23 protein-coding genes are annotated in these 22447 nt (G+C 32.5%); 1 reads left to right on the forward strand and 22 read right to left on the reverse strand.

Features of this window, described 5'->3' with window-relative positions; translation table 11 throughout:
• Positions 1–323: 323 nt before the first annotated feature.
• From ACWZFG_RS09205 to rfaD, 9 genes are all read right to left on the reverse strand, one after another.
• Positions 324–1145 (reverse strand): hypothetical protein, encoded by an 822-nt coding sequence (locus tag ACWZFG_RS09205; protein WP_455577484.1) that lies wholly within the window; start codon positions 1143–1145, stop codon positions 324–326.
• 294 nt (positions 1146–1439) lie between these two features.
• Positions 1440–2657 carry a glycosyltransferase family 4 protein gene (locus ACWZFG_RS09210; RefSeq protein WP_455577485.1) on the reverse strand — a complete coding sequence of 406 codons (1218 nt, stop codon included), beginning with the start codon at positions 2655–2657 and terminating at the stop codon, positions 1440–1442.
• Positions 2658–2734: 77 nt separating this feature from the next.
• Positions 2735–3433 (reverse strand): GNVR domain-containing protein, encoded by a 699-nt coding sequence (locus ACWZFG_RS09215; RefSeq protein WP_455577486.1) that lies wholly within the window; start codon positions 3431–3433, stop codon positions 2735–2737.
• A 30-nt stretch (positions 3434–3463) separates the two neighbouring features.
• On the reverse strand, positions 3464–3886 hold the full coding sequence (locus ACWZFG_RS09220) for a hypothetical protein (RefSeq protein ID WP_455577487.1): 423 nt from the start codon (positions 3884–3886) through the stop codon (positions 3464–3466).
• A gap of 165 nt (positions 3887–4051) precedes the next feature.
• Positions 4052–5506 carry an undecaprenyl-phosphate galactose phosphotransferase WbaP gene (gene wbaP, locus ACWZFG_RS09225; protein WP_455577488.1) on the reverse strand — a complete coding sequence of 485 codons (1455 nt, stop codon included), beginning with the start codon at positions 5504–5506 and terminating at the stop codon, positions 4052–4054.
• Positions 5507–5524: 18 nt separating this feature from the next.
• Positions 5525–6430: a glycosyltransferase gene (locus ACWZFG_RS09230; RefSeq protein ID WP_455577489.1), complete on the reverse strand. Its 906-nt coding sequence runs from the start codon at positions 6428–6430 to the stop codon at positions 5525–5527.
• 81 nt (positions 6431–6511) lie between these two features.
• A complete protein-coding gene (locus ACWZFG_RS09235) occupies positions 6512–6658 on the reverse strand; it encodes a YvrJ family protein (protein WP_455577490.1) in 147 nt (48 codons plus the stop codon).
• Positions 6659–6708: 50 nt separating this feature from the next.
• On the reverse strand, positions 6709–7224 hold the full coding sequence (locus tag ACWZFG_RS09240) for a D-glycero-alpha-D-manno-heptose-1,7-bisphosphate 7-phosphatase (protein ID WP_455577491.1): 516 nt from the start codon (positions 7222–7224) through the stop codon (positions 6709–6711).
• Positions 7221–8186, reverse strand: coding sequence for an ADP-glyceromanno-heptose 6-epimerase (rfaD, locus tag ACWZFG_RS09245; RefSeq protein ID WP_455577492.1), 966 nt, complete (start codon positions 8184–8186; stop codon positions 7221–7223). The genes ACWZFG_RS09240 and rfaD overlap by 4 nt, the downstream gene beginning before the upstream one ends.
• A 239-nt stretch (positions 8187–8425) precedes the next feature.
• On the opposite strand from rfaD, the gene ACWZFG_RS09250 reads away from it, so the two are divergent.
• Complete coding sequence (locus ACWZFG_RS09250; RefSeq protein WP_455577493.1) at positions 8426–9157, forward strand: polysaccharide deacetylase family protein; 732 nt, start codon at positions 8426–8428, stop codon at positions 9155–9157.
• Between the two features lie 34 nt (positions 9158–9191).
• On the opposite strand, the gene ACWZFG_RS09255 is transcribed toward ACWZFG_RS09250, so the two are convergent.
• The 13 genes from ACWZFG_RS09255 to rfaE2 form a co-directional block, all read right to left on the reverse strand.
• Entirely contained in the window at positions 9192–11162 is a 1971-nt protein-coding gene (locus tag ACWZFG_RS09255; protein ID WP_455577494.1) for an LTA synthase family protein, read from the reverse strand.
• A 156-nt stretch (positions 11163–11318) separates the two neighbouring features.
• Positions 11319–12203, reverse strand: coding sequence for a WlaTC/HtrL family glycosyltransferase (locus tag ACWZFG_RS09260; RefSeq protein ID WP_455577495.1), 885 nt, complete (start codon positions 12201–12203; stop codon positions 11319–11321).
• A 22-nt stretch (positions 12204–12225) separates the two neighbouring features.
• The gene (locus ACWZFG_RS09265) at positions 12226–13230 is read right to left on the reverse strand and encodes a glycosyltransferase family 8 protein (protein ID WP_455577496.1); all 1005 of its coding nucleotides are present in this window, start codon (positions 13228–13230) and stop codon (positions 12226–12228) included.
• Between the two features lies 1 nt (position 13231).
• Positions 13232–14245: a D-glycero-beta-D-manno-heptose-7-phosphate kinase gene (gene rfaE1 / locus ACWZFG_RS09270; RefSeq protein WP_455577497.1), complete on the reverse strand. Its 1014-nt coding sequence runs from the start codon at positions 14243–14245 to the stop codon at positions 13232–13234.
• The gene (locus ACWZFG_RS09275) at positions 14235–14804 is read right to left on the reverse strand and encodes a D-sedoheptulose-7-phosphate isomerase (protein WP_455577498.1); all 570 of its coding nucleotides are present in this window, start codon (positions 14802–14804) and stop codon (positions 14235–14237) included. The genes rfaE1 and ACWZFG_RS09275 overlap by 11 nt, the downstream gene beginning before the upstream one ends.
• Positions 14805–14836: 32 nt before the next feature.
• Positions 14837–15916, reverse strand: a complete 1080-nt coding sequence (locus ACWZFG_RS09280; RefSeq protein ID WP_455577499.1) for an O-antigen ligase family protein — start codon at positions 15914–15916, stop codon at positions 14837–14839.
• Positions 15917–16071: 155 nt separating this feature from the next.
• On the reverse strand, positions 16072–17088 hold the full coding sequence (locus tag ACWZFG_RS09285) for a glycosyltransferase (RefSeq protein WP_455577500.1): 1017 nt from the start codon (positions 17086–17088) through the stop codon (positions 16072–16074).
• Between the two features lie 15 nt (positions 17089–17103).
• Positions 17104–18183: a glycosyltransferase family 4 protein gene (locus ACWZFG_RS09290; protein WP_455577501.1), complete on the reverse strand. Its 1080-nt coding sequence runs from the start codon at positions 18181–18183 to the stop codon at positions 17104–17106.
• 8 nt (positions 18184–18191) lie between these two features.
• The gene (locus ACWZFG_RS09295; RefSeq protein WP_455577502.1) at positions 18192–19166 is read right to left on the reverse strand and encodes a glycosyltransferase family 9 protein; all 975 of its coding nucleotides are present in this window, start codon (positions 19164–19166) and stop codon (positions 18192–18194) included.
• Positions 19167–19195: 29 nt separating this feature from the next.
• Complete coding sequence (locus tag ACWZFG_RS09300; RefSeq protein WP_455577503.1) at positions 19196–20305, reverse strand: glycosyltransferase; 1110 nt, start codon at positions 20303–20305, stop codon at positions 19196–19198.
• A gap of 13 nt (positions 20306–20318) precedes the next feature.
• Positions 20319–20894 carry a hypothetical protein gene (locus tag ACWZFG_RS09305; protein WP_177506055.1) on the reverse strand — a complete coding sequence of 192 codons (576 nt, stop codon included), beginning with the start codon at positions 20892–20894 and terminating at the stop codon, positions 20319–20321.
• A gap of 14 nt (positions 20895–20908) precedes the next feature.
• The gene (locus tag ACWZFG_RS09310; protein ID WP_455577504.1) at positions 20909–21931 is read right to left on the reverse strand and encodes a glycosyltransferase family 9 protein; all 1023 of its coding nucleotides are present in this window, start codon (positions 21929–21931) and stop codon (positions 20909–20911) included.
• A gap of 48 nt (positions 21932–21979) precedes the next feature.
• Positions 21980–22447 carry a D-glycero-beta-D-manno-heptose 1-phosphate adenylyltransferase gene (gene rfaE2 / locus ACWZFG_RS09315; protein WP_147666944.1) on the reverse strand — a complete coding sequence of 156 codons (468 nt, stop codon included), beginning with the start codon at positions 22445–22447 and terminating at the stop codon, positions 21980–21982.

Consider the following 22447-nt stretch of genomic DNA (forward strand, 5'->3'; position numbering starts at 1 on the left):
GGTCTCATCTTCTATCTCTTTGTAACTTGATATAATCACCCAATAAACTCCCACTATTATCCAATAGGAGAAAAAATGAAAAGAATCCATTACAAAACCAGTTAGTAAAGTCCCAATGAGACTAATAATTAAACATTTTACTCTTATTTCATCTTTTATATTAAGATTACGACATTTAAATTTTAGTAAATCTCTAAATATTTTAATCCAAATTACTATCCAGAAGCAAAATCCCACTATCCCTAATTCTGATAAAATTCGCGCATATAGCCCATGAACTGGAGGCCATTTAGGATCTATTAACGTATTTAAGCCCCATTGGCTTATTTCTGAACTTTCCCAAGCCCATTGCGGGTAAAAATCACTTGCATAAAATCCATATTGCCCAAATCCAACACCAAATATTGGGTGAAACAAAAAATTTTAAGTGCAGCTACCTGAGACCCATATCTTGCTATATTCGATAAATTGTAACTTGTTCCTTCACTTAATATGATCGATGAATAAATGTGAATAAAATTCATTTCCCCAGAAAATTTTATATCAAAACAAAAAAGTAATAAAAATAACAGCACAAAAAAACAACCTAATATTTTTTTGTAATTAAATTTATGTTTCTTGAACATTATGTCTTTAAAAAGATAAATACATAAAATTAATTGAATCAAAAGTATAATATAAGAAGTTCTAGACAAAGAATAGTAATTTAGTACAATTAAATATAAAAATAAAAAAGTGTAAAAAACTCTTTTTCTATATAAATAAATAGCAGTCATTAGCCATGGGAAAATAACTGCACTATACATTCCAAACATCGAAGGCTCACTTGATGACGAACGAACCCTATACACACTTTCTACAGATCCACTTCTAAAAAATCCATCTAGAAAATTTAATATATTAATACAAATGTTACTTTCATATATAGCACCTATCTCAAAAATTGAGTAACTTCCTGCAAGACAAAAAGAGATAATACATCCTTTTTGCAATAATTCTAAAACATCTAGTTGTAGATACCGTAAACTATTATAAATATACAATGAAACGAACATATAAAAAAAGAATGCTACCACTTGAGTTATAAATCCATCTATCCCATTTATCCCCTGATATTGATTAAAATATATTTCAGTAATATTCACTAAACCAGAAAGTAGTATTGTGCTAAAAAATAAAAATAAAATTTTTGTAGTTAAATTACTTATAAAAAAACTTTTTCTCTGATAAAGCTCTATAAATCCAAATAATACTCCCTAAAAAAAACGGATAAAACATCCCTTTTTTCCTAAACCGCCCAATAAGTTATTGAATACATTTATAGAGTCTAATGGTAATAAAATAATAGCTACTAAAAAAAATATATATGTATTTTTTGAGTTTTATTATTCATATTTTTCACCTATATTTGCTATACCAACTAAAAATATATTACAAAACTACTTTTCCAAAATTTCTTGATATATCTTAATTAACTTTTCTATATACAAGTTAATGCTAAAATTTTTACTATAAAACTTATTATAAGAATTTCTTCCTAAATTTTCTGCAAATTTATCATCAAATAATTCCTGAAGCTTTATCTTTAATGAATCAAGATTATTATTTTCAAATATCAATCCATTTTCTCTATCCTCAACAAAATCTTTAGCCGCAGAAACATCAGAGACTATAGAAGGTATTCCATAAGCAGCAACCTCATTCACTACTAATCCCTGAGTTTCATAGCATGAAGATGGTAAAACTAACGCTCTTGCTTTTTTTATATATATCTCCATCTCATCTTTACTTAGCCATCCTGTAATAACTGCCTTGGGATTAATTTCTTTAATTTTATCTTCACAATCACCAGCCCCTATAAAAACAGTAGACATGTTTAAATCCCTAGTAGCCCGAGCTAATAATATAGGATTCTTTTCTTTAGAAAGCCTACCAATAAAAATAATCATATCATTTTTATTTATCGCAACACATTCTTGCGGGGAAATATCAATTGGATTATCCAAAAAATATTTTTGAGAATTTTGCGGCAAAAATCTTTCCAATATGAAAAAACTAAAATTAGAGACAAATATATAATTTTCAATTTTTCTAGGCATCAACCCCCACTGATTCTGTACCCATTGTCTTATACATCTCCAAAATTTATGTAAGTAGCATCTAGAATCACAATTAGATACTATACATGAAAAGCTCAGCGCACGCTCATTACACACTTGTTGTTTTTTATAATTATAAAAACCAAGATTCGGACAAACTAGTCCATAGTCATGTACGTGATATACAACTTTAAATCCCATTTTTATTGCTATCGAAACACAAGAACTAGAAAGTGCTTTTTGACAAGTATGTATATGAATAATTGTATCTTTTGTATCCAACTCTAATAACACTTCCCTTAGTTTTTTCAATGCATATTTATTCCATACTCCTTGGATCATTGCCCTTAATCTGCTTTCATCAGTTAATATATCATGTTGATTCAAGCATATAGTCCGTAAATTTTTTATTAGCTTTAAAGAATTATCTATTGGGCCAACTCCAGTAAAGAATATAACCTCTATATTCTTTTCAGCTAATGTTTTCGCTGTTGCCAAAGCAATCTTTCCTGCACCTCCGTTAATATAGGCAAAATCATTAATTATAATAACCCTCATATTAATCTCCTCTTGCTAATATACGCCCTCTAAATTTAATAAAATCCAACATTAACCCCACAAAAATTTTATATAAGTCATTCTTTTAATTCACTATATTTTTTGTGTTTATCTCTAGCAATTGAAAGAAAAATAGTAAACCCCCCACCTATAATCACCCCGATAACTATAATTAAAAGCTTTCTTGATCCAATTGGATCACTAGGCAAATTAGGAGGATCAATAATTTGAATATTTAATTGACCTTGGGTCTTTGCAATTTCACATTTAGTATATAGCATTGATAGTACTTTTTCAGCATTATTTACATTTCTTTTTAATTCCACATATTTTTGATCATCTTTTGATAAATTATGAAATTGTTTGTCCTTATTTTTTTTCATTTGATCAATAGTATCTAATAATACCTCATTTACCTCAATACTAAATTCTAAAAAAATCTTTTTTTGTAATAAATCAAGAATATTTGGCTGTATTGACTTTCCTTTCGCATAAACAGCTTTTTTAGCCTCATCATTCAGCTTATAATTTAGAGTTTCAACTTCTTTCTTTATGGAATTCACTTCTGAATCTTTATATAGCAACGTTTGTCCCAATTCTAATAAGTGACTTTGTTTTTTTACAAGCTCATTAGAAATTTTTTCTGTTTTCTCAGTTTTCTCAAAATTAAATTCTTTAAAATCAAAGTATTTTTCTTTCAACTTTATATTAATATCTCCTAATTGAAGATAAGAAACTTCATTTTGTACATTTATACTGCAAATATCCTCATCCAAAGCCTCTATATTAAATAAAAATTTTCTTGCTTAATCGCTGATTTTTTCTTTTCTTCTAAGTAAGAACTCTTCTAAATTGACCTCATATAAGTTTAGAGCTTCCTTTTTTCTTTTATTACTTTTCACTGTTATTGCATACATATCAGTTCCTTTTATATTTACAATTTCCACTTTTTGCATTTCTTTTTTTCCTTCTCCATCCATATCATTTGACAATATATTTGGTCTTAAGCAAAGTTTTATTAATTCTATATATTTAAACAGTGAAGATGCTGGTATATTTTCTTTATATCCCAGGTTATTCATGGATTTCTGGATTCTATCATATAATATTCCCTCTGGAGTCTGGGTTTCTATTCGAATTATGCTCTTTGATTCATACGTTTTAGGTATAAGAAAAAAAGAAATCATCATTGAGCTTGTTATACATAAAAAAACAATTGTTAAATTCATTTTTTATATTTAGCTAGAATTTGCATTAATATTTTAAAATCAATCATCTTTTCTTTATGCATCTACATCCCCAAAATCATATAATTTATTTTGTTGACTTCTTTAAATATTTTAGTAACTAGCCCTTAATATTATTATAAATTTAAATACAAAAGCTTTTTAATCTCAATATGCCCCATTACGTCCAAAAACTACACGAAACGTCTTTATCAATAAAACAACATCCTGCCACAAAGACCAATTCCTTACATACCACGCATCTAATTGTAATCGACCTGCAAATTCAATATTATTCCTTCCACTAACCTGCCATAATCCAGTTATTCCAGGGACCGTCAAACAAATAGTATTAAGATAATACCCCATATCTTCCTTTTCTCGTGGTAAATATGGGCGTGGTCCTACTAAACTCATATTACCAATTAAAACATTTATTATCTGCGGTAATTCATCCAAACTAAATCTCCGCATCCACTTTCCAATTTTAGTAATTCGAGGATCAAAGCCTCTAAGTTTTGCAAATGTCTCCCATTCTCTTTTTGCCTCTAAATTCCGGCTTAAATATTCTTTTAAAATATCATCGGAATTGACAACCATCGTACGAAACTTATAGCAATAAAATTCTTTTTTATCTTTACCAATCCGCTTAGCAATATGAAGTATAGGTCCTGGGCTATCAATCTTTATCCAAATAGATAAAATTAACAGAATGGGAGTAACTAAAATAAAAACTATACCCCCTACCACTAAATCAAATATCCGTTTTATCAATTTGCTTATAGGATATTCTAAATTATTTTTCGTTTTTAATAAAACTAAACGATCATCAATGAACTTCTCCGCTTCAATATTTGCTACAGGTACTCCAAACAAGTCTGGAACAATCGTCAGATTTCTAACATAAGGCTGGATTCTATGCATCAACGCTAAAAGTTTATCTCTATCTAATCCTGGTGTTGCAATAATAACATCACGAACCCTACTCTTAACCACAGCTTTTTCAATTTCATTAAATGTTCCAAGATGTGGATATTCTTTAATTAAATCTCGCTCATGATAACAATCTTCAATCAGCCCTACTATTCGATAACCAATACCACACTCTTTGCCAAATGCTCCCGCAATAATCTCCGCTGTTTTCCCTGCCCCAACAATAATCACTGGGCGCTGCCATAGCCCCATCCTAACTAACATTCGTTTTGATATATAACGAAATAAACATAAAAAGATAAAACTAAAAATCCCCAACAACAACATAAATAAACGAGAAATAGTTCCCGATGCCCCACCCAAATAACTAATTAAAATAACTAAAGCATTTACATAAATACAAACCTTAAATAATATTCCTGTACATTGCCAAAACGGCACTCTTTTATTATACATACCCGCATATGCTATAAAAGCAATAAAAATCAACGGAAAAATAATGTACCCATAAATGTCACTAATATAAACCAGTGGCGCTGAATTTATAAATTTAAAAGCAATATAGTCTCGAACACTCTTCGCCCCAACAACAGCTACAGTAATTGCTATATAATCAACAAAAATTAAAATAAAAGGCGCAAGAAAATATATTATTTCTTCTTTAAAAATCTTTATTTTCGAACATCCCATCTATATTTTCTCCCCATCTTATTTAAAATAATACGATTGTCCACTAAATATTTTTTTTAAAACATTTGGTAGATATCTTTCATAAAGCCCTAATTTATACCCAAATAGTTTTACTACATTTAATCCCATTGCTCTTGGTATTAAAAAAAGATTATGTTTATATAAATATTTCATCTGATTTACAACTAATTTTATGCCTTCACCTTCAGCTTTACCAAATTCTTCACTAATCCAACTTTCATGAGCTTGAAAAACTCCAATATCAAAATATCTTTTAAACTCTTGACAAATCGTATAGTCATGTGAATGATAGACCTTAGCTTCTGCTACATATGCAATAATGTAACCTTTTTTTAGTAAACATGCAGCAACATACATATCCTCACTTACTATTGCATGGGGGAACCCACCTACACTCACTAATGCTTTAACTCTATATGCTGCAAAGGAATCTGACATAAAAGCTGTTTTAATCCCTAACTTCTCTTTATCTTGATAAGATTTTATTTTACCTCTTTCCGGATAATTAAACAATCGCGCTTGTGCGGCAATTGCAGATGCATTTACGTGAGGGATTTGCCTTCCATAAGCTGCACCAATTTTATTATTTGTAAAACTTTCTACAAGCTGAAAAATTGCATCTTCACCAGCAAAAATAATATCTTGTGTAATAAATATTACGATATCCATATCGATAAAATATTCAAGGCCTTTTTGTCTAGTGTCCCCGTGATTAAATTCTGATTTTTTTATTAATATATACTCCCAATTATATCTGCGTGCCAACTCTATCGTACTATCTGTTGAATCCGAATCTATAAGTAATTTTCTATCCACTTTATAGTTTTGTCTGTGAATACTATCAAATAATTTTATTAAATATTTTTCAGCATTTAAAGTGAGAACAACCAATCCTACCCGCATAAAATACCTACCCCATTATCTTAGTTTATTTGCTCATTATATCATAAAAACTTACAAAAAAGCACCACATATACAAAGATGCTATGTGGTACTTTTTTCATTGCCATTTTTCGCTTGTTCGAGTCTTTGCTGCAACTGCTCTAGCTTTCCTTCAATGTGTAACCGCAAATAAGCTAGCACTACCATTGGAAATCCATAGCTCGCAGTATAGGTCAAAATTTGCTCCATTCTTATCACCTTCTATTTAGCTATATTCTAAATAGAAGGTGATAAGAATGTTAGGAACTCTTATTTTTCAATTCACCTTCCACCAAATTTAGTAAATCTTCCCCCATATAGCAAATTCCTCTTAATCCTGCATTTTTAGCACATTCTACATCAGATAATTTGTCACCAATCATGATACTATTTTGTCTATCAACATCCTCATATTTACTAAAAGCCTGATCAATTAATCCCGTCTTCGGCTTACGACAGTTGCATGATATCGCATATTTTTCAATGTTGCCTTTTTCATAATGAGGGCAATAAAAAAAATCATCAATATGTGCATCATATTTCGCTAGCTCTTCATTCATCCACTGATGAAGTTGCTTTACATCCTCTTCTTCATAGTAGCCTCGCGCTATACCACTTTGATTTGTAATAACAAAAACATATATCTGCTTTTGATTTATGTAGCGAATTGCTTCAATTGCCTTTGGCATCCAAACAAAGTCTTCTTTTTTATACAAATAACCAATATCTTGATTCAGAACACCATCGCGGTCAAAAAAAACAGCTCGTTTTTTCATCGCGTAAAGTAACCGCCCGCATCAAGAAACTCGCAATATTCTCTTACAGCATCTTCTAATGAATAAAAACCACCGTCATATCCTGCCGCTTCAAGTTTCGCTAAATCAGCTTGCGTATAGTTTTGATATTTTCCTTTTAAAACTTCTGGAAAATCAATATATTCAATTCTTCCTTTATTAAAATGCGCAATAATTGTTTCTGCTACAGCTTTAAAAGTATGAGCCTTTCCTGTTCCACAATTATAAATTCCACTTGGCGCGCTATTCTTCCAGAACCAAAGATTTACCTTTACTAAATCTTTTACGTAAACAAAGTCACGTAATTGTTCTCCATCAGCGTACCCATCTATTCCTTTGAATAATTTTACATAACCATTCATTTTCATTTGATTATATAGCTGATAAACAATAGATGCCATTTTCCCTTTATGATGTTCTTGTGGTCCATAGACATTAAAGTACTTTAATCCCACAACTTGGCTCTTTGCTTCTGGAAGCATTTGACGAACATAGCGATCAAACGCTAATTTTGAAAAGGCATAAATATTTAACGCATCTTCGCATTGATCGCCTTCAATAAATCCATTTTTTCCGCTTCCGTATGTCGATGCAGAAGAGGCATACAAAAATGGAATTCTACGGTCCAAGCAAAAATGTAACAATGTTTTTGAATACTCGTAATTAGTTTCCATCATAAAGTTACAATCATATTCCATCGTATCAGAGCAAGCGCCTTCATGAAAGACTGCATCAATATTTGCACCGTCATAAAGCCCCTCTTCAATGTCACGCAAAAAATCATCTTTATGGCGATAATCAAAGTATTTTAACCCAATAAGATTTTTAAATTTTTCTCCCGTTCCTAAATCATCTACAATAAGGATTTCTTCATATCCTTCTTCATTTAACGTCTTAACAATATTGCTGCCAATAAATCCGGCACCACCAGTTACTATAATCATCTATTATCTATCCTTTCCAACGAAATTTATATACATTTTTATTCATCTACTTATTATACTACTATAAAAGCAATATTTTTTAAATATTTCTTTGTTAAACAGCTACCTTACGGTATACTATATTTAAATAATTACGATAACTTGTTTGAGGTGATTTTTTGTCCTATCTTTTATTATTCCTCATCTTTTGCTTCATAGTATGGCTATACTTACGTTTTTCTACACGTATTCCTATATTAATGTACCATCGTATTGCTGACATTCCCGGGGATAGAAATTCTTTACCTGTTGAAAAATTTATTGAACAACTTGAATATCTACATCATAACGGCTACCAAACTGTCACAATGAACGATGTTTATATGCATTATACTAAACAAAAAAAGCTCCCCACAAAATCCGTCTTATTAACTTTTGATGATGGCTATAAGGATAATTATATAACAGCTTTGCCCCTACTAAAAAAATATAAAATGAGCGCTGTCGTTTTCCCTATTTCTAATTGGATTGGGCGAGAAAACCAATGGGAAGACTTTCATAAAGCTGCAACGCTAACCATGACTCTAGACGAATTAAAATCATGGCAAAAAAATGGTATGGAAATTGCTTCGCATACAGTAAACCATCCTTTTCTATCTACCTGTAAAGGAAGTCAATTACAAGCAGAGCTTCTAGAAAGTAAAAACTATCTTAGTAAAGAGTTAAACACATCTATTGATTTTCTTTGCTATCCCTATGGAAATTTTAATAAAGAAACTATGCTGATAGCCAAAAATGTTGGTTATAAAGCAGCATTTGCAATTTTTGATCAAGTTCCACTTTGGAACATTAATCTTTTTGCATTACCACGAATTCAAATTTCCTCTCGTCAATCACTAAATGAATTTAAGTTAAAAGTAAGTAAAATCCATACAATTTTTATCGTTATGCGCCAACTAGAGCGTTGGATAAAAATTTTAAGACAGAAATAAAAGAACGCAAACATTTTTTGTTTGCGTTCTTTTATTAATTTAAATCATTTCCCTTCATCGTTCTCCACCAGGAAATCGTTCTCATTCGATGCATTTCATCCATTGCTTTTTCACGTTCGTTCTCTATATTAACATTGGCATTTTGTAATATTTCTATAGTATCATCCTCAATCTTCCCGATTGCTTTAGATGTAATCCAAAGATTATGGTTAAATCCTACTGGTGCATCTTCTGTTAAACTATCCGAAATCGCGTAGTAAGCAAAATCTCTTGGTGCAATTAATTCAATTAGTGTCGGAATAATATTCACATGACTTCCTGCAATATTTTCTCCTAATAAACCTTTATGTACACCTTTTCCATATATGACAAAAGGTATTGTATAGCGTTCATATAAACTAGGCTTATCCTCAATATTCGTTCGGTCTGCATGATCTCCAGTAATAATAAATAGACTGTCAGGATATTGACGTTCAGTTTTTTCAATAAATTCACCAATCATTTTATCGGTATACCAAAGATGTCCTAAACGGTTCAATAAATCTTCATTTTGGCGACTTTCTTCTGGTAACAACGCACGAACTGCTTCTTTTGGAAAACCTTCGCTCACTAAATCTACACTATAAGGGGCATGGTTTGAAACAGTTAAAATCACAGATACCATAGGCTCATTTTCAGCTTGAATTTTTTTACTCACCGCTTGAAACATAAACCGATCATCAGCTCCCCAAACATTTCCTTTCTCATAAGGGTAATCAGAACAGCTATAAAATGCATCAAAATCCTGCGCTAATGCAAAATCCTTAATACGTTCCCAAGAACTAAATCCAGCATACCAAAACTCTGTTTTATAGCCTAATTTTTTCATTTGTGGAGCTAATCCTGATGCATAAACAGATTTATAGGATTCAGCCTGTTGATTGGGATAAATGTTTACATCAGATAATCCACTAATAAGCCCATTTACAGCCATAGGTGTGAAGGCCCCATTTGGTAAGAAGGTCGAGACACTATCTGCATTCTCTTGCAGCATTAACTTGCGTAAGTTGGGGTATAAATTTAACTCTTTATACTTTTCCAATAGAGGCCATTGCGCATAGCTTTCACCGACGATAATAAAAATTTTATTTGGCCTTTCAATCACAGCGCCATTTGCTTTATGTAATAAACAATCCTCTAGTTTTTCCCCGGCTGTATCCCCTTGATTCATTTGTGTGGCAAATACCTTTATCTTATCTTTTTCTACGCCTGTCATAATGCCATGGGTAATTCGCTCATTGATACTATAACCACGATACATCGCTTGGATATCATCAAGAATCATTTCATTCAGAAAATCATCTTTTGTTTTCGCACAATTTTCCCAATGAAGCGACGATGCATAACTAAAACTGCCCCCAAAGCGAATAAATAATGCAAATAATATAAATGTGGTAATAACTCCAATGCGTTTTCCATATTCTTGCCATTTTACGCTACTACCTTGCCATTGATAAACAGGTAAGGCTAAAATACGTTTGAACAGCCAAATAAAAATCCCCGAAAATAATATAGCACCTGCCAAGCGCCACACCAACTGATACTGATCAATTATCGTCATAAACAATGCCTGCATATCATCATTCACTGCGTTAAAAACAAATTGATTAAAACCAACATGGAATTCTTCATAGAAAGCAAATCTTGCCATAAATAATATGCAGATAAGTATGATAAACACATTTCCTATAAAATAGCGGATATATTGAAAACTTGTTCTGTTTAGTACAAGTTGCGGCAGCGTTGAAAATAAAAATGTAAATAATAAAGCTACCCCCGCACTTTTCAAACTCATTTTCATTCCATAGTAAAAATTTAAAACAAAATCTGTCCAATCTGTACTGGGACTAATATAGCGATTCATACATAAGATAAATCCGATACGAAATAAACAAAGCAACAGCCAAATACTAAAAAATACTTTTAAATCTTGTTGTAATTGATTAAAAAAATTCGTCCACTTCATTTTAACTCTACTCATTTCATCAAAAAACTTATAACGTCATTGTTCAAAGTTTTCCTCTGGAAAACCTACCACTCGACGTTTCAACGAGGCAGGAGGTAATACCCACCTAGTTACAGTTCCCGCCGCCTGTAGCTGTGGGGAAAATCTTATTCCGAGTTATAAATCATGTTCTCGTAATTTTAGTTTTACTTTTTTTTCTAAGTTACGGAAAAACAAACTTACTTTACTACGTTTTTTTTCTTCACGCATCGTAAAATGTTCCCCACCATATAATTTTAATGGTAAACACCAAGTCTGCATATAATGCGCCTCAAATAATTCAGGCTTAGCCCGATATGCCATTAAGCTAATCGTCTGATCGTCGTCTGACAAACCAACATCTGTTAAAGATACCATTGCATTACGCCATAGCTGCCATAACTCCGCCCAATGATAATCCTGAGCAATAATTAAATTTCCTCGTATGTAAACATCCATATATTTCACAACTTGAAATATAGGTTCATCATCTAATTCACGTGCAGTAAAAATATGTATTTTATCAGTAAAATCATACTTCCATATGTAATCAAATTCTTCCGGCTTATAGAATAATTCCCCCCCATGGTTAAAACCAAAATCAATCCAAGCAGCGGTGCCAGTAACTAAATTACGCTTTACCGCATCAGCGACAAAATAAGGTTTTAACAAAACTACATAATTAAAAATAGGGGAAAAAGATTCTGGATAATTTGGATGTCGATGAAATCTTCTCGATACAGGATGCTGCATTGTTTTTTCTATTTTTTGATAAATATCCATGTCACAACTTCTAACATCATCAATAACAATAACTTGCGTTTGATCTCTCAAGCCATAAGATTCTCGAATCGCCAATACTTCTTTGGCAACTTCAGCATTGGTATAAACAATTAGTTTATTCTTCATTCTTGCCCAAAGTTTAAAGTACGAAATATATTTGTTATCGCCACGTTTAAACTTTCCCCATTCACCGCGACCAATATCAAAATAAGCCGTGACTAATGTAATCTCTTCTTCCATGAAATCCACTCCATCGTACATATTACATACCTATTTTAGCTTTTATTTTATATAATGAATATTTTGCGTACCATAGCAACCCATCGATAATTTTGTTGTAGTAAAAATATGACTTCGCCATTTTCTTCATATCTTTATAGCTTTGCGGTTGTACCAATGGAACATCTGCCCATGGAGATAATACAGCATAATGTATGAAATCATCCTTTAATGGATGCATACACCATTCGTGCCAAGGCTTAAACCTTCCTGCATAATGTACAAAAACCGTATTTTGAGGCAAATTTTCTATAAATTTATTTCCTCCTAAATCAAAAATATAATCGTATTTTTGATCAATATATTGGACTTTTCCTTCTAAGACAATATTCAGAGCATCTTGATCAAGCCAGTCAAGCTGCCCTAACCGTGCAAAAGATACCTCTAAAGCTTTTTCCGATATGTGTTCACGATTCCATGCTTCTATATCAATATAAAGGAATCCGGCATTAAAATATTGATTTTCCTTTAAACCTAAACTGCGAATTTGCCGTTTTGCAACTGCATCTATATCATGAACAACACTAACAACTTTATCTTTAAAATCTAAATTCAACAGATCCGTAAAATTGGCAAGACATAAAATATCAGCATCTAAATAAATAACTCGTTTTGCAATTTTCGCTAAGGCTTTGGGTAACAAAAAGCGATTATAGGTTGCTTTTGTAAAATGTGCAGTCGATGGCAAACGATCAAATACAATACTATTTATATAGTATAAAAAAATATGCTGTTTATATTGCTTTGCAAATTCCCGCAATGAAGCTTTTCCTTCATCATCTAATCCATCAGTTAATACATGAAAAACGAATTCAGATTCTTGATTATTTTCAACGATGGATGTCATTGCCACTCCCATTGGGCGAACAAAATTCGCATCAATTCCATACGCAATATGAAACACATTATCATTTATTTTCGGCTCTGTATCTGTATAAGTAATACATTCACGTTTTTTTATGGCATCATCCAAAAATGAAAAATCCATTTTATTCCCCTTTTTCCACTCTAGTTAATTCCTCTAATTTCTGCAATAACTCTTCTTGACTAACTGCATACGTTCCTAATTTACCCACAACAATTCCAGCTGCTATATTCGCTAAAGATGCAGCCACTTTAGGCGAAAGTCCTGCACTAATTGATGCCCCAAATACTGCGATTACCGTATCCCCCGCACCAGATACATCAAAAACTTCTTGTGCAACCGTTGGAATATGGACAACTTGCCTATTTCCAATTAAACTTAGTCCACGTTCAGAACGCGTAACAATAATATTCTTAATCTTAAATTTGCGTTTTACAATTTGCCCTGATGTTTTAACCGCCTCGTCTTCATTTATAATTGACTCCACTAAAACTTCATTAAGTTCTTTTAAGTTAGGCGTTAAGTAATCTGCATTTTTATATTTACTCCAATTATCTCCTTTAGGATCTATAATTACAGGCACTTGATGCATCGCAGATAATTGGATTATTTGTTGACAAAAACTATACGTGCAAACGCCCTTTGCATAATCCGAAATAATTACACAATTTATTCCTGTCTTGAGTAAATCAGAAATATATTGAATCAAACTTATTTCATATTCAGTTTCTAAAGCATGATTTTCTTCAAAGTCCAATCTGAGCATTTGTTGATGACCGCCCATCACACGCAATTTTGTTGTGGTCGGACGTTTTGTTTTGATAAGTCCACCTGCATAAATTTTTTCTTTTTTCAACTCAGTCTCAAGACTCAGGCAATGTATATCATCACCAACAATTCCAGCTAAAAAAGTCTGGCAACCTAATAAAGATAAATTGTGTGCAACATTTGCTGCACCACCTAATGCTTCCTTTTGTCTAATTACACGAGTAATCGGCACTGGCGCCTCTGGAGAAATGCGCTTAACTTCCCCAAAATAATATTTATCAAGCATCACATCGCCTACAACAAGAATTCTACACTGATTAACTTTACCTAAAACAAATTCCTTTGCTGCTAAGATTTCTTTACGGTTCAAGCCCAATCACCTCGTCAATATAGGCACAAATCATATGACCAACCATAATATGACATTCTTGAATTCTTGCAGTAACTATCGATGGAACTTTTAAACAAATATCCGCCAGTCTTTCAATTTCTCCATCCTTTTTTCCAGTCATACCAATAAGGGTTGCCCCCTTTTCTTTTGCAACTTCAAAAGCTCGTACAATGTTTTTGCTATTTCCAGAAGTAGAAATTCCAATAACAACGTCACCTTCACGCACTAAAGATTCTACTTGACGTGCAAATACATATTCATATCCATAATCATTGGCAATTGCTGTTAAATTTGATGTATCTGTAGTTAATGCAATCGCTGGCAAACTGCAACGCTCAGTTACAAATCTACCGACTAATTCAGCTGCAATATGTTGGCAATCTGCTGCACTTCCCCCATTACCACATAAAAATATCATATGACCATCTTTCAATGCATCACTACATTTTTTTGCAATGCTCTCTATTGTAGGAATAGATTGCTGAAGCAATTGTTCAACAGTCTCTTGATGTTCCCTTATTATTGCTTTAAAATCCATTTTCATAATCTCCATATTTTGATTCAAAAATTTTATTTAATTGTTTCCACTTGCTTTTCATATATTTGATAATTTAAATATATAGCTAACATACAGAAATAAATTTTCACCACTTGATTTAAGCCAAAGCTATAGTCTGTTATTCCTTGTAAAACTGTAGCTAATGTTATCATAAAAAACATTAGATCTGAATCATTTTTTTCTTTTAGCCATCTTCTAAAACTATAATATAAAAAAGATAAATACATATACCAAAAGGTCATACAACCAAAAATTCCTGTTTCTGCCCAAAGTGTTAATGTATTATTATGAGCATGAGGTGTAAATCCATCCTCTAATCTAAAGTGCTCTTCTGATCGATACTCCTCATTAAAAACTTCTTTATAACGACCTAACCCAACTCCCATTATTGGATTATCTTTTATCAATTCTATTGAATCTCGAGCAATCATATAATGCCCCTGATTAGATGTATTTTTATAATCAATAAAACTATATAATCTCGTTTGTAAAAAAGGACTCATATAAACGAATATTCCCACAAAGAGCAAACCAATACAACCCGTAAATAAAATTTTTTTAAGATTTTGCACTTTTAAAATAAAGATTAAAGGTAAAATAATCCCCATAGCAAGCCATGCTATTCTCGTTCCATTTTCTAATAATGCAATAAAACTAATAATAAATGCTAAAAGGATATATTTTAAATATCCTTTGTTCTTTATTTGCTTGTTAAATATTAAAATGAATAAAATTGGTAACATAATTAATAAATGCCCAGCAAAAATTATAATACCATTTTCAAATCCAGTTATACGCATATTTTGTACACCATTATAGATAAAAAAAGCCCCCTTATAAGCAGCATACAAATTATTAATAAACATAGAAAGTAAAAAAGTAAAAAATACAGTTAATATTTGCTTCTTTTCTCGAGCAAAAAATAAAATTAATAAAAATGCGAACATCCTATTAAAATATCGCCAAAACTCTTTTGATGATTTTAATATATCAGGACTAACAAAAATAGAAATAAATATAAATCCAAAAAAATTAGTATTGCCTGTATATATCCCTTGTAAATTTTTATACTTAGTCGTTCTTTGTAACATCTTATTATTCCGATTAAAACTCCTATTGCTAATATATTATTCGCAATGACATTATTAATACATGAAGTAAAAGCAAATAAGCATATAATAAATATATATATATCTATCCAATTTTCCAATATTAGAACTCAAATAAATAGCCCCTTTTTACTAAATTAAATAATTTTTTTATATTCTTCACACATTTTTTTAAAAGAAAATTGTTCATTTACTTTTTGATAAGCTTTCTCTAAGTATAAGTTTTTTCTTTGCCTTGCTTCTTCTATTTTTTCAGCTAAATCTACGCTGTTATTTTCCTTTACTAACATACCTGTTTCTTTCGAAATTACAATTTCATTTACACCAGCTACATTGGTTGCTATCACTGGCAATTTTGCAGCCATAGCTTCGCACAAAACCAGCGGCAAGCCTTCATAATGTGTCGATAAAACAAATAAATCAATCCTTGGAATTAAATCCGTAAAAAAACCTGTTTCAAAGGAAATAGTTTCTGCTAAATTATGTTTTTTTACATATTCCATGCATTGTTCCTTTAACTTTCCTTCTCCCATTAAAATTAACTTTACTGGGATTTTTTTTATTTTGGTAAGTATTTCTACTGCTTTTATCAGTGTCATTTGATCTTTCTGCTTCGTAAAACGCGCGACCATACCAATTGTAAATTCAGAGTGAGGTTGCTTTTCTATCGCAAATTTGTTTATATCAATTCCATTATAAATCACTTGTATCTTTTCATCTGGAAGATTAAACTTTCGCAACGAATTTGCAACGCCTTCTGAGACACAAATATATTTTTCCGTACAACAATCTAATTTTTTTAATAAATACGCCCTAAACTTTGTATAACGTTCTACATTATGCTCAATATGAATTAGCCTCGCTCTGTGATTTGCTTTTAATAATGCAAGTTTTGTCCATAAGTGCGTACTATATCCATGCACCATAATAATATCAGGTTTTTCTGCATCAATAAGCTTTGCCAAGCAATAAATATAATCTACAGTACAACAATCTTTTATTACATCAGCTTCAGCTATCCCTGCTTTATTATACTTTCGCAAGATCAGCTTTACTTCAAATCCTTCGCATTTTAGAAAATCACCAATAGTTACAGCGACATTTAATGCTCCTGATTTTGCACCAGATACGATGTTTAAAATTTTTTGTTTCATTGTTTCACATCCAAATTATCTCTTTAATTCCGAGTAGAGTCGTAACAACTTTTCAAGCATCACTTCACTTGTAAAATATTCTACAACGCGATTTCGCCCTGCTTGCCCCATAACAAGCCTTTCTTCATTTGCTTTGGATAAAAATTTTAATCGTTCAAATAATGCATCCAAATTATTTTTCCCAACGAGAAAACCTTCTTTCCCATTTTCCAATACCTCAGGTGTGCCACCTACAGCATAAGTAACTACCGGTTTTTCCATTGCCATTGCTTCGGTCAAAACCAAACCAAAAGTTTCAAATTGTGAGGGCAAAGCCACTACATCAATGCCATCTAAAACTTTCTGTACATCGACAATATGTCCAGCTAAATGTACGCGATCGCTGATTCCCAGCCTCCACGACTCATACCTTAATTTCCAAAGAGCTTTACCTTTACCAATCACAAGTAGATGCCAATTCTCAGCATCTTTATAACGGTTTAATATATTGAGTAAATCTCCGTGTCCCTTATCCCGCAAATTCTTGATACGTGATACAATCGCAATCGTGAAGGCAGCTTCGGGTATATTAAATTTATTTCTAATAATATTATTATTTTCCTTTTTAGGATGAAATTTGTCAATATCTATTCCATTATAAATTGTAACTAATTTATCTTTATTAAATCCACGTGAAATTGCTGACTCACGAACGAATTCACTTACACAAATTATTTTATCACATTCGTTGAGTGTCATTTCTGCCTGATTATGCCCAAACACGCCGTGTGCAGTGTAAACAACCGGAACAGAAATCTCTTTTTTCACTAAAGCAGCTGCAATTCCAGCAGCGGCAGAATTCGCATGGATAATATCAATTTCATATCGTTTAACGATTCTCTTTAATAGTGTAGCTGCAAACTTTGCATTCAAGCGAATTGGTACAAAAAAATGTTTAATTTGTACTTCTTCTAATCGCTTTACTAACATCCCTCCACCCGATGCAACAAAAACGATAAAACCTGCCTTTCTTAAGGCTAAAGCAATCGTTAATACATAAGATTCAGCACCACCAATATTAAAACGCGGTACAACTAGTAATATTCGTTTCCCCATATCTTCACCTACTGAAGCAGTTTATTAGTTTCAATAATATCGACTAATCTAGATGGTAAAATCTCATCCATACACGTTTGTCCTTTTGGCTGTGAGCAATCCAATCTTAGACATGGTACACAAGGCAATTTACTTTGTACAACAATCGCACTCGCTGGTGCCCATCGTTTTGGCTCGCCTTGTCCATAGATCGCTAAAATCGGTATATTTGCGGTTCCAATAATATGTAGTGGTCCTGTACAAACTGAGACTGCAAAAGCAGCTTTTTTTGCGATGACTGGCAATTCCCTGAGTGATAACTCACCAGCCGCATTATACTTTTTACCGCCGATTTGATCAATATATTCTTTATCTGCCGGCGATCCAATATATGCAGGAACAACACCTCGTTGATTTAAATAACGATTCAATTCAGCAAAAGATTCACGCGGCCAATTTTTATTATCAGCTGCACTTCGCGGTACGATCAAGACTAGCTGTTTACTCATTGCAAAAATTTTATTCAACCAATCCTTCACATACTCAGCTCTCGTCTCATCCATATTACCGACTTTAGGTAATATCCCTTTGTATTGAATTGTTGGACTTAATAATTTTATATAACTGCCAAAATCTTCACTCGCGCGTAATTCATGTTGTTTACGAATAAAAATGCGTTTTATCCCGACAGACATTTCTTTTCCTACATTTAATAATTTTGCGCCTGATTTCCAAGCCAAGAGTGACGAGCTAAATCTTTCATCCACAATAATTGCTTCATTATAACATTTTGCTTTAATTTGTGAAATGACTTCTCGTTTCGTCCGTTTTGTATAAGGGAAAACATCATCAATATAGTCATGATTTTTTAATATATCTGCTGATTTCGCTGCCACAACAAAACCAACTTTTGCATCAATATTTTCTTTTATCAATTGTGCTAGAGGTGTCGTAACTACGACATCGCCAATTCCTAACCGATTAAAAACTAAAATTTTTCTCATCATTTACTCCAAAACATACGACAATCGCATTATTTTTTAGTCAAGCTCTCAAATACAGTCAAATATTTGTTTACCATTGTTTCAATACTAAGACGCGTTTTAATATAGTTTGCAATCTGCTTGCATTCCTCGTTCGTCACAGCAAAAGCTTTTTCTATTTCTAGCGCCACTTGTTGAGTGCAAGCATCCCTATCTCGTCCATCAAAATTTACATCACACGCATAGGCAATATTTTTCATGGTGATTACACCAATAAATGATTCTGCATTGCGAATCGCTACAATCGGTTTTTCACAGGCTAGTGTCTCCATTGCAACGCGCCCCTCACCAACTAGAATGTCCGAAGCATTATACCATTCGAGAATATTATCTACAAAATTATGAATTTCAAACCGATTTTCAAATTTGCTTTTTAGCTCATTTATTTTCTTTTCTATCTCTAAACGTAACGGACCTTCACCAATAATGACCAACTTTGCCGTTGGACAATGCTCGAGAACCTTTTCCATACCTTCAATAATACGTAGTGATACAGCACCTTTTATCCTACTTAATCGGCTTACATGTAAAATAATCTTATCATTTGCACTTAATCCCAATTTTTCTCGACACGCATATTTATTTAGCGGATAAAAAGAAGAAAAATCAATTCCATTATTAATCAGATGAATCGACTCTCTAGGTATCTTAAAATCTTGCGCTAAGGTATTTGCTAAATTCTCACTAACAGCAAACACTTCTGAAAATACGTTTGCATACAAAGGTTTAAAAAAAGCCCGATGCCATGGGTCATGCATCGTAACAGTATAAGGAATTTTTAAGTTTCGCTTTAGCAAATGAGCCCATATTCCAGAAGTTCGCTGTTGCGCACTAATAATTTCGATACGCTTCTCTTTAATTAAAGCACAAAGTTTTTGAAAGTCTCGTCGCCACTTAAATAAATTTACACCGCGCGTTTGAATCCTTATAATCTTAGTATATGGATACAGTTCTTTTATTTTCCCCAGTTTTTTTTCATCGCTTCCATGATTAACAACGAGATAAACGTCGTGTCCAACAAGTCCTTTAATTAAGGCTTCTGTATGTGTTTCAGCACCACCAACACGCCACGGTTGTGAAAATAAAATCAAAATATTCATGGTTTTCCCCCATTTAATCCGTTGCTAAAGTTACTATATGCTCAGCCAATTTTCTAGAATAAATCAGTTCAATATTGGGAACAGCAACTTCAAATCCATATTTACCTGACCGTGGTACTGCAATCCGTATATTCGTTTTTAATAATAGGCGATCTGAGTAAGACCCAAGATTTTTGCAATCCCGCGGTACTAATCCCTGTATAATAAAAACCATCGGCACTTGTCCTCGTTTTAACTCATGCATGCTGAGCACACGCATATAAGAGCATGTGGCTTCTGGGAAGACTACAGCATCAAATCTATTTGGTTTTGCAATCTGCATTACTTTATTATATAAAGAACGTAAAGCTAATTCACGCTTTACAGAAACAAAAAGTGAGTTTAATATAGTTTTCTCCGTATTATATGAAAAAACACCAGAAAGTTTATTTACTACTAAGCCATTGGCGGTACTGCAAAACTTCGAATCTTCCGCAACAAAAACCTCAACTTCATGTCCCATATTAATTAAATCACCGGCAATTTGATCAATTTCTTGTTTTTGTTCCTTATTAAAAATAACGGTACCTTCTACAATAGCAAATTTCATCTCTACTCTATCTCCTAAATAAAATGAATTAATTTTTCTTTCACTTGTTCAACGCTAATTTGTGCTAAACAATCTTTATCTAATGGACACTTTCTTTTCCAACAATATTTACAATCTGCATCTATTTCAATTGTATTCGCTAATTGTCCATATGGACCATTACGATTTGCGTCTGTCGGCCCCATTAATGCAACTACAGATTTTCCAAGCCCCGCCGCTAAATGCATTGGGCCTGTATCACCACCGACTAAGGCAACGGATTTTTTTATTAAATACGCTAACTGTTTCAATGTCGTTTTTCCAACTAAATCAATTGGAGGGATTTCTGACTTTTCGTTAATTTCAGCGATAAGCCTATCATCTACTACTCCACCGCCAATTACAACAGGAATGATATTTTTATCATACAACCAATCCACCAGTTTCGCATAATAACTTGTCGGCCAGCGTTTATTCGGCCAATTTGCACCAACAGCTAACACAACATAATTATTTTCAATATTCATTCCTGCCTGCTGAGCAATACGTTTTGCCAATTCAGATTCTTCTTGCGTAATTTTCACAGGGAAAACCACTTGATTCACCTTACACCCAAGCTCCCTTGCTACATCAAGATAACGCTCAACAATATGGCCATTTTGATTTCGCCCACAAACTGGTTTACTCACCCAGCCACTAAATTCACGCATATTAGCGCACCCTAATTTTATCGGTGCATTACTTAAATACGCAATAGCTGCACTTTTCCCTAGCCCTTGTAAATCTAAAACTGCATCATATTTTTCTTGTCGTATAACAGACGAAAAAGAGGGTATATTTTTCAAAAACCCTCCCAATGATTTAAACTTTTTCTTTTCAAATACAACAATTCTATCAATATATGGATTATTTCTTAATAAATCATAGGCAGGTGGCTCAACTACCCACGTTAATCTACAATTTGGAAAACTTTCTTTTATTGCATAAGAAACTGGCAATGCATGAATTACATCGCCAATCGCACTTAATTTTACAACCATAATATTATTTATTGTCATAGCTAAAATCCTCAACCTATGAAATATTTTAAATTTAGTCTAATTACTCTATTTACAAGCTTTTATACGATTAATAATATTAGTTGAAGATCGCCCTGGGACTAATGGAATTAGCTTCGTTTCTCCACCATAAGATTCTACAACCTTAGCTTCCGGCAAAGTATCAAGTGTATAATCTCCACCCTTTACATAAATATCAGGTTCAATTTCTTCAATCAATGATTCTGCTGTTTCATCATCAAACAAAACAACATAATCTACAGGTTTTAATGCACCGAGAACTTCAACACGATCTTGTTCTCCATTCACAGGTCGCCCCATCCCTTTTAGCGCGCGCACTGATTTATCACTATTTAGCCCAATAATTAAAACATCCCCAAAGCACTTCGCATTCTTTAAATAACGAACATGCCCTGCATGGAGTATATCAAAACAACCATTAGTAAATACGATTTTTTGTTTTGCCATATGAATCTGATCAGCAAGAACACCAATATCACGTCTAGGTATTAACAT

It is taken from the genome of Anaerosinus sp. (assembly GCF_965318445.1).

Bases quoted from the DNA above. Each gene is read 5' to 3' on its own strand.
- wbaP (WP_455577488.1), bottom strand. From the start codon at position 5,506: ATGGGATGTTCGAAAATAAAGATTTTTAAAGAAGAAATAATATATTTT.
- ACWZFG_RS09260 (WP_455577495.1), bottom strand. From the start codon at position 12,203: ATGGAAGAAGAGATTACATTAGTCACGGCTTATTTTGATATTGGTCGC.
- ACWZFG_RS09250 (WP_455577493.1), top strand. From the start codon at position 8,426: ATGTACCATCGTATTGCTGACATTCCCGGGGATAGAAATTCTTTACCT.
- ACWZFG_RS09290 (WP_455577501.1), bottom strand. From the start codon at position 18,183: ATGGGGAAACGAATATTACTAGTTGTACCGCGTTTTAATATTGGTGGT.
- ACWZFG_RS09265 (WP_455577496.1), bottom strand. From the start codon at position 13,230: ATGGATTTTTCATTTTTGGATGATGCCATAAAAAAACGTGAATGTATT.
- ACWZFG_RS09220 (WP_455577487.1), bottom strand. From the start codon at position 3,886: ATGAATTTAACAATTGTTTTTTTATGTATAACAAGCTCAATGATGATT.
- ACWZFG_RS09235 (WP_455577490.1), bottom strand. From the start codon at position 6,658: ATGGAGCAAATTTTGACCTATACTGCGAGCTATGGATTTCCAATGGTA.
- rfaE2 (WP_147666944.1), bottom strand. From the start codon at position 22,447: ATGTTAATACCTAGACGTGATATTGGTGTTCTTGCTGATCAGATTCAT.
- ACWZFG_RS09275 (WP_455577498.1), bottom strand. From the start codon at position 14,804: ATGGATTTTAAAGCAATAATAAGGGAACATCAAGAGACTGTTGAACAA.
- rfaD (WP_455577492.1), bottom strand. From the start codon at position 8,186: ATGATTATAGTAACTGGTGGTGCCGGATTTATTGGCAGCAATATTGTT.
- ACWZFG_RS09240 (WP_455577491.1), bottom strand. From the start codon at position 7,224: ATGAAAAAACGAGCTGTTTTTTTTGACCGCGATGGTGTTCTGAATCAA.
- ACWZFG_RS09255 (WP_455577494.1), bottom strand. From the start codon at position 11,162: ATGAAGTGGACGAATTTTTTTAATCAATTACAACAAGATTTAAAAGTA.
- ACWZFG_RS09280 (WP_455577499.1), bottom strand. From the start codon at position 15,916: ATGTTACAAAGAACGACTAAGTATAAAAATTTACAAGGGATATATACA.
- ACWZFG_RS09300 (WP_455577503.1), bottom strand. From the start codon at position 20,305: ATGAATATTTTGATTTTATTTTCACAACCGTGGCGTGTTGGTGGTGCT.
- ACWZFG_RS09210 (WP_455577485.1), bottom strand. From the start codon at position 2,657: ATGAGGGTTATTATAATTAATGATTTTGCCTATATTAACGGAGGTGCA.
- ACWZFG_RS09230 (WP_455577489.1), bottom strand. From the start codon at position 6,430: ATGCGGGTAGGATTGGTTGTTCTCACTTTAAATGCTGAAAAATATTTA.
- ACWZFG_RS09310 (WP_455577504.1), bottom strand. From the start codon at position 21,931: ATGACAATAAATAATATTATGGTTGTAAAATTAAGTGCGATTGGCGAT.
- ACWZFG_RS09305 (WP_177506055.1), bottom strand. From the start codon at position 20,894: ATGAAATTTGCTATTGTAGAAGGTACCGTTATTTTTAATAAGGAACAA.
- ACWZFG_RS09295 (WP_455577502.1), bottom strand. From the start codon at position 19,166: ATGAGAAAAATTTTAGTTTTTAATCGGTTAGGAATTGGCGATGTCGTA.
- ACWZFG_RS09285 (WP_455577500.1), bottom strand. From the start codon at position 17,088: ATGAAACAAAAAATTTTAAACATCGTATCTGGTGCAAAATCAGGAGCA.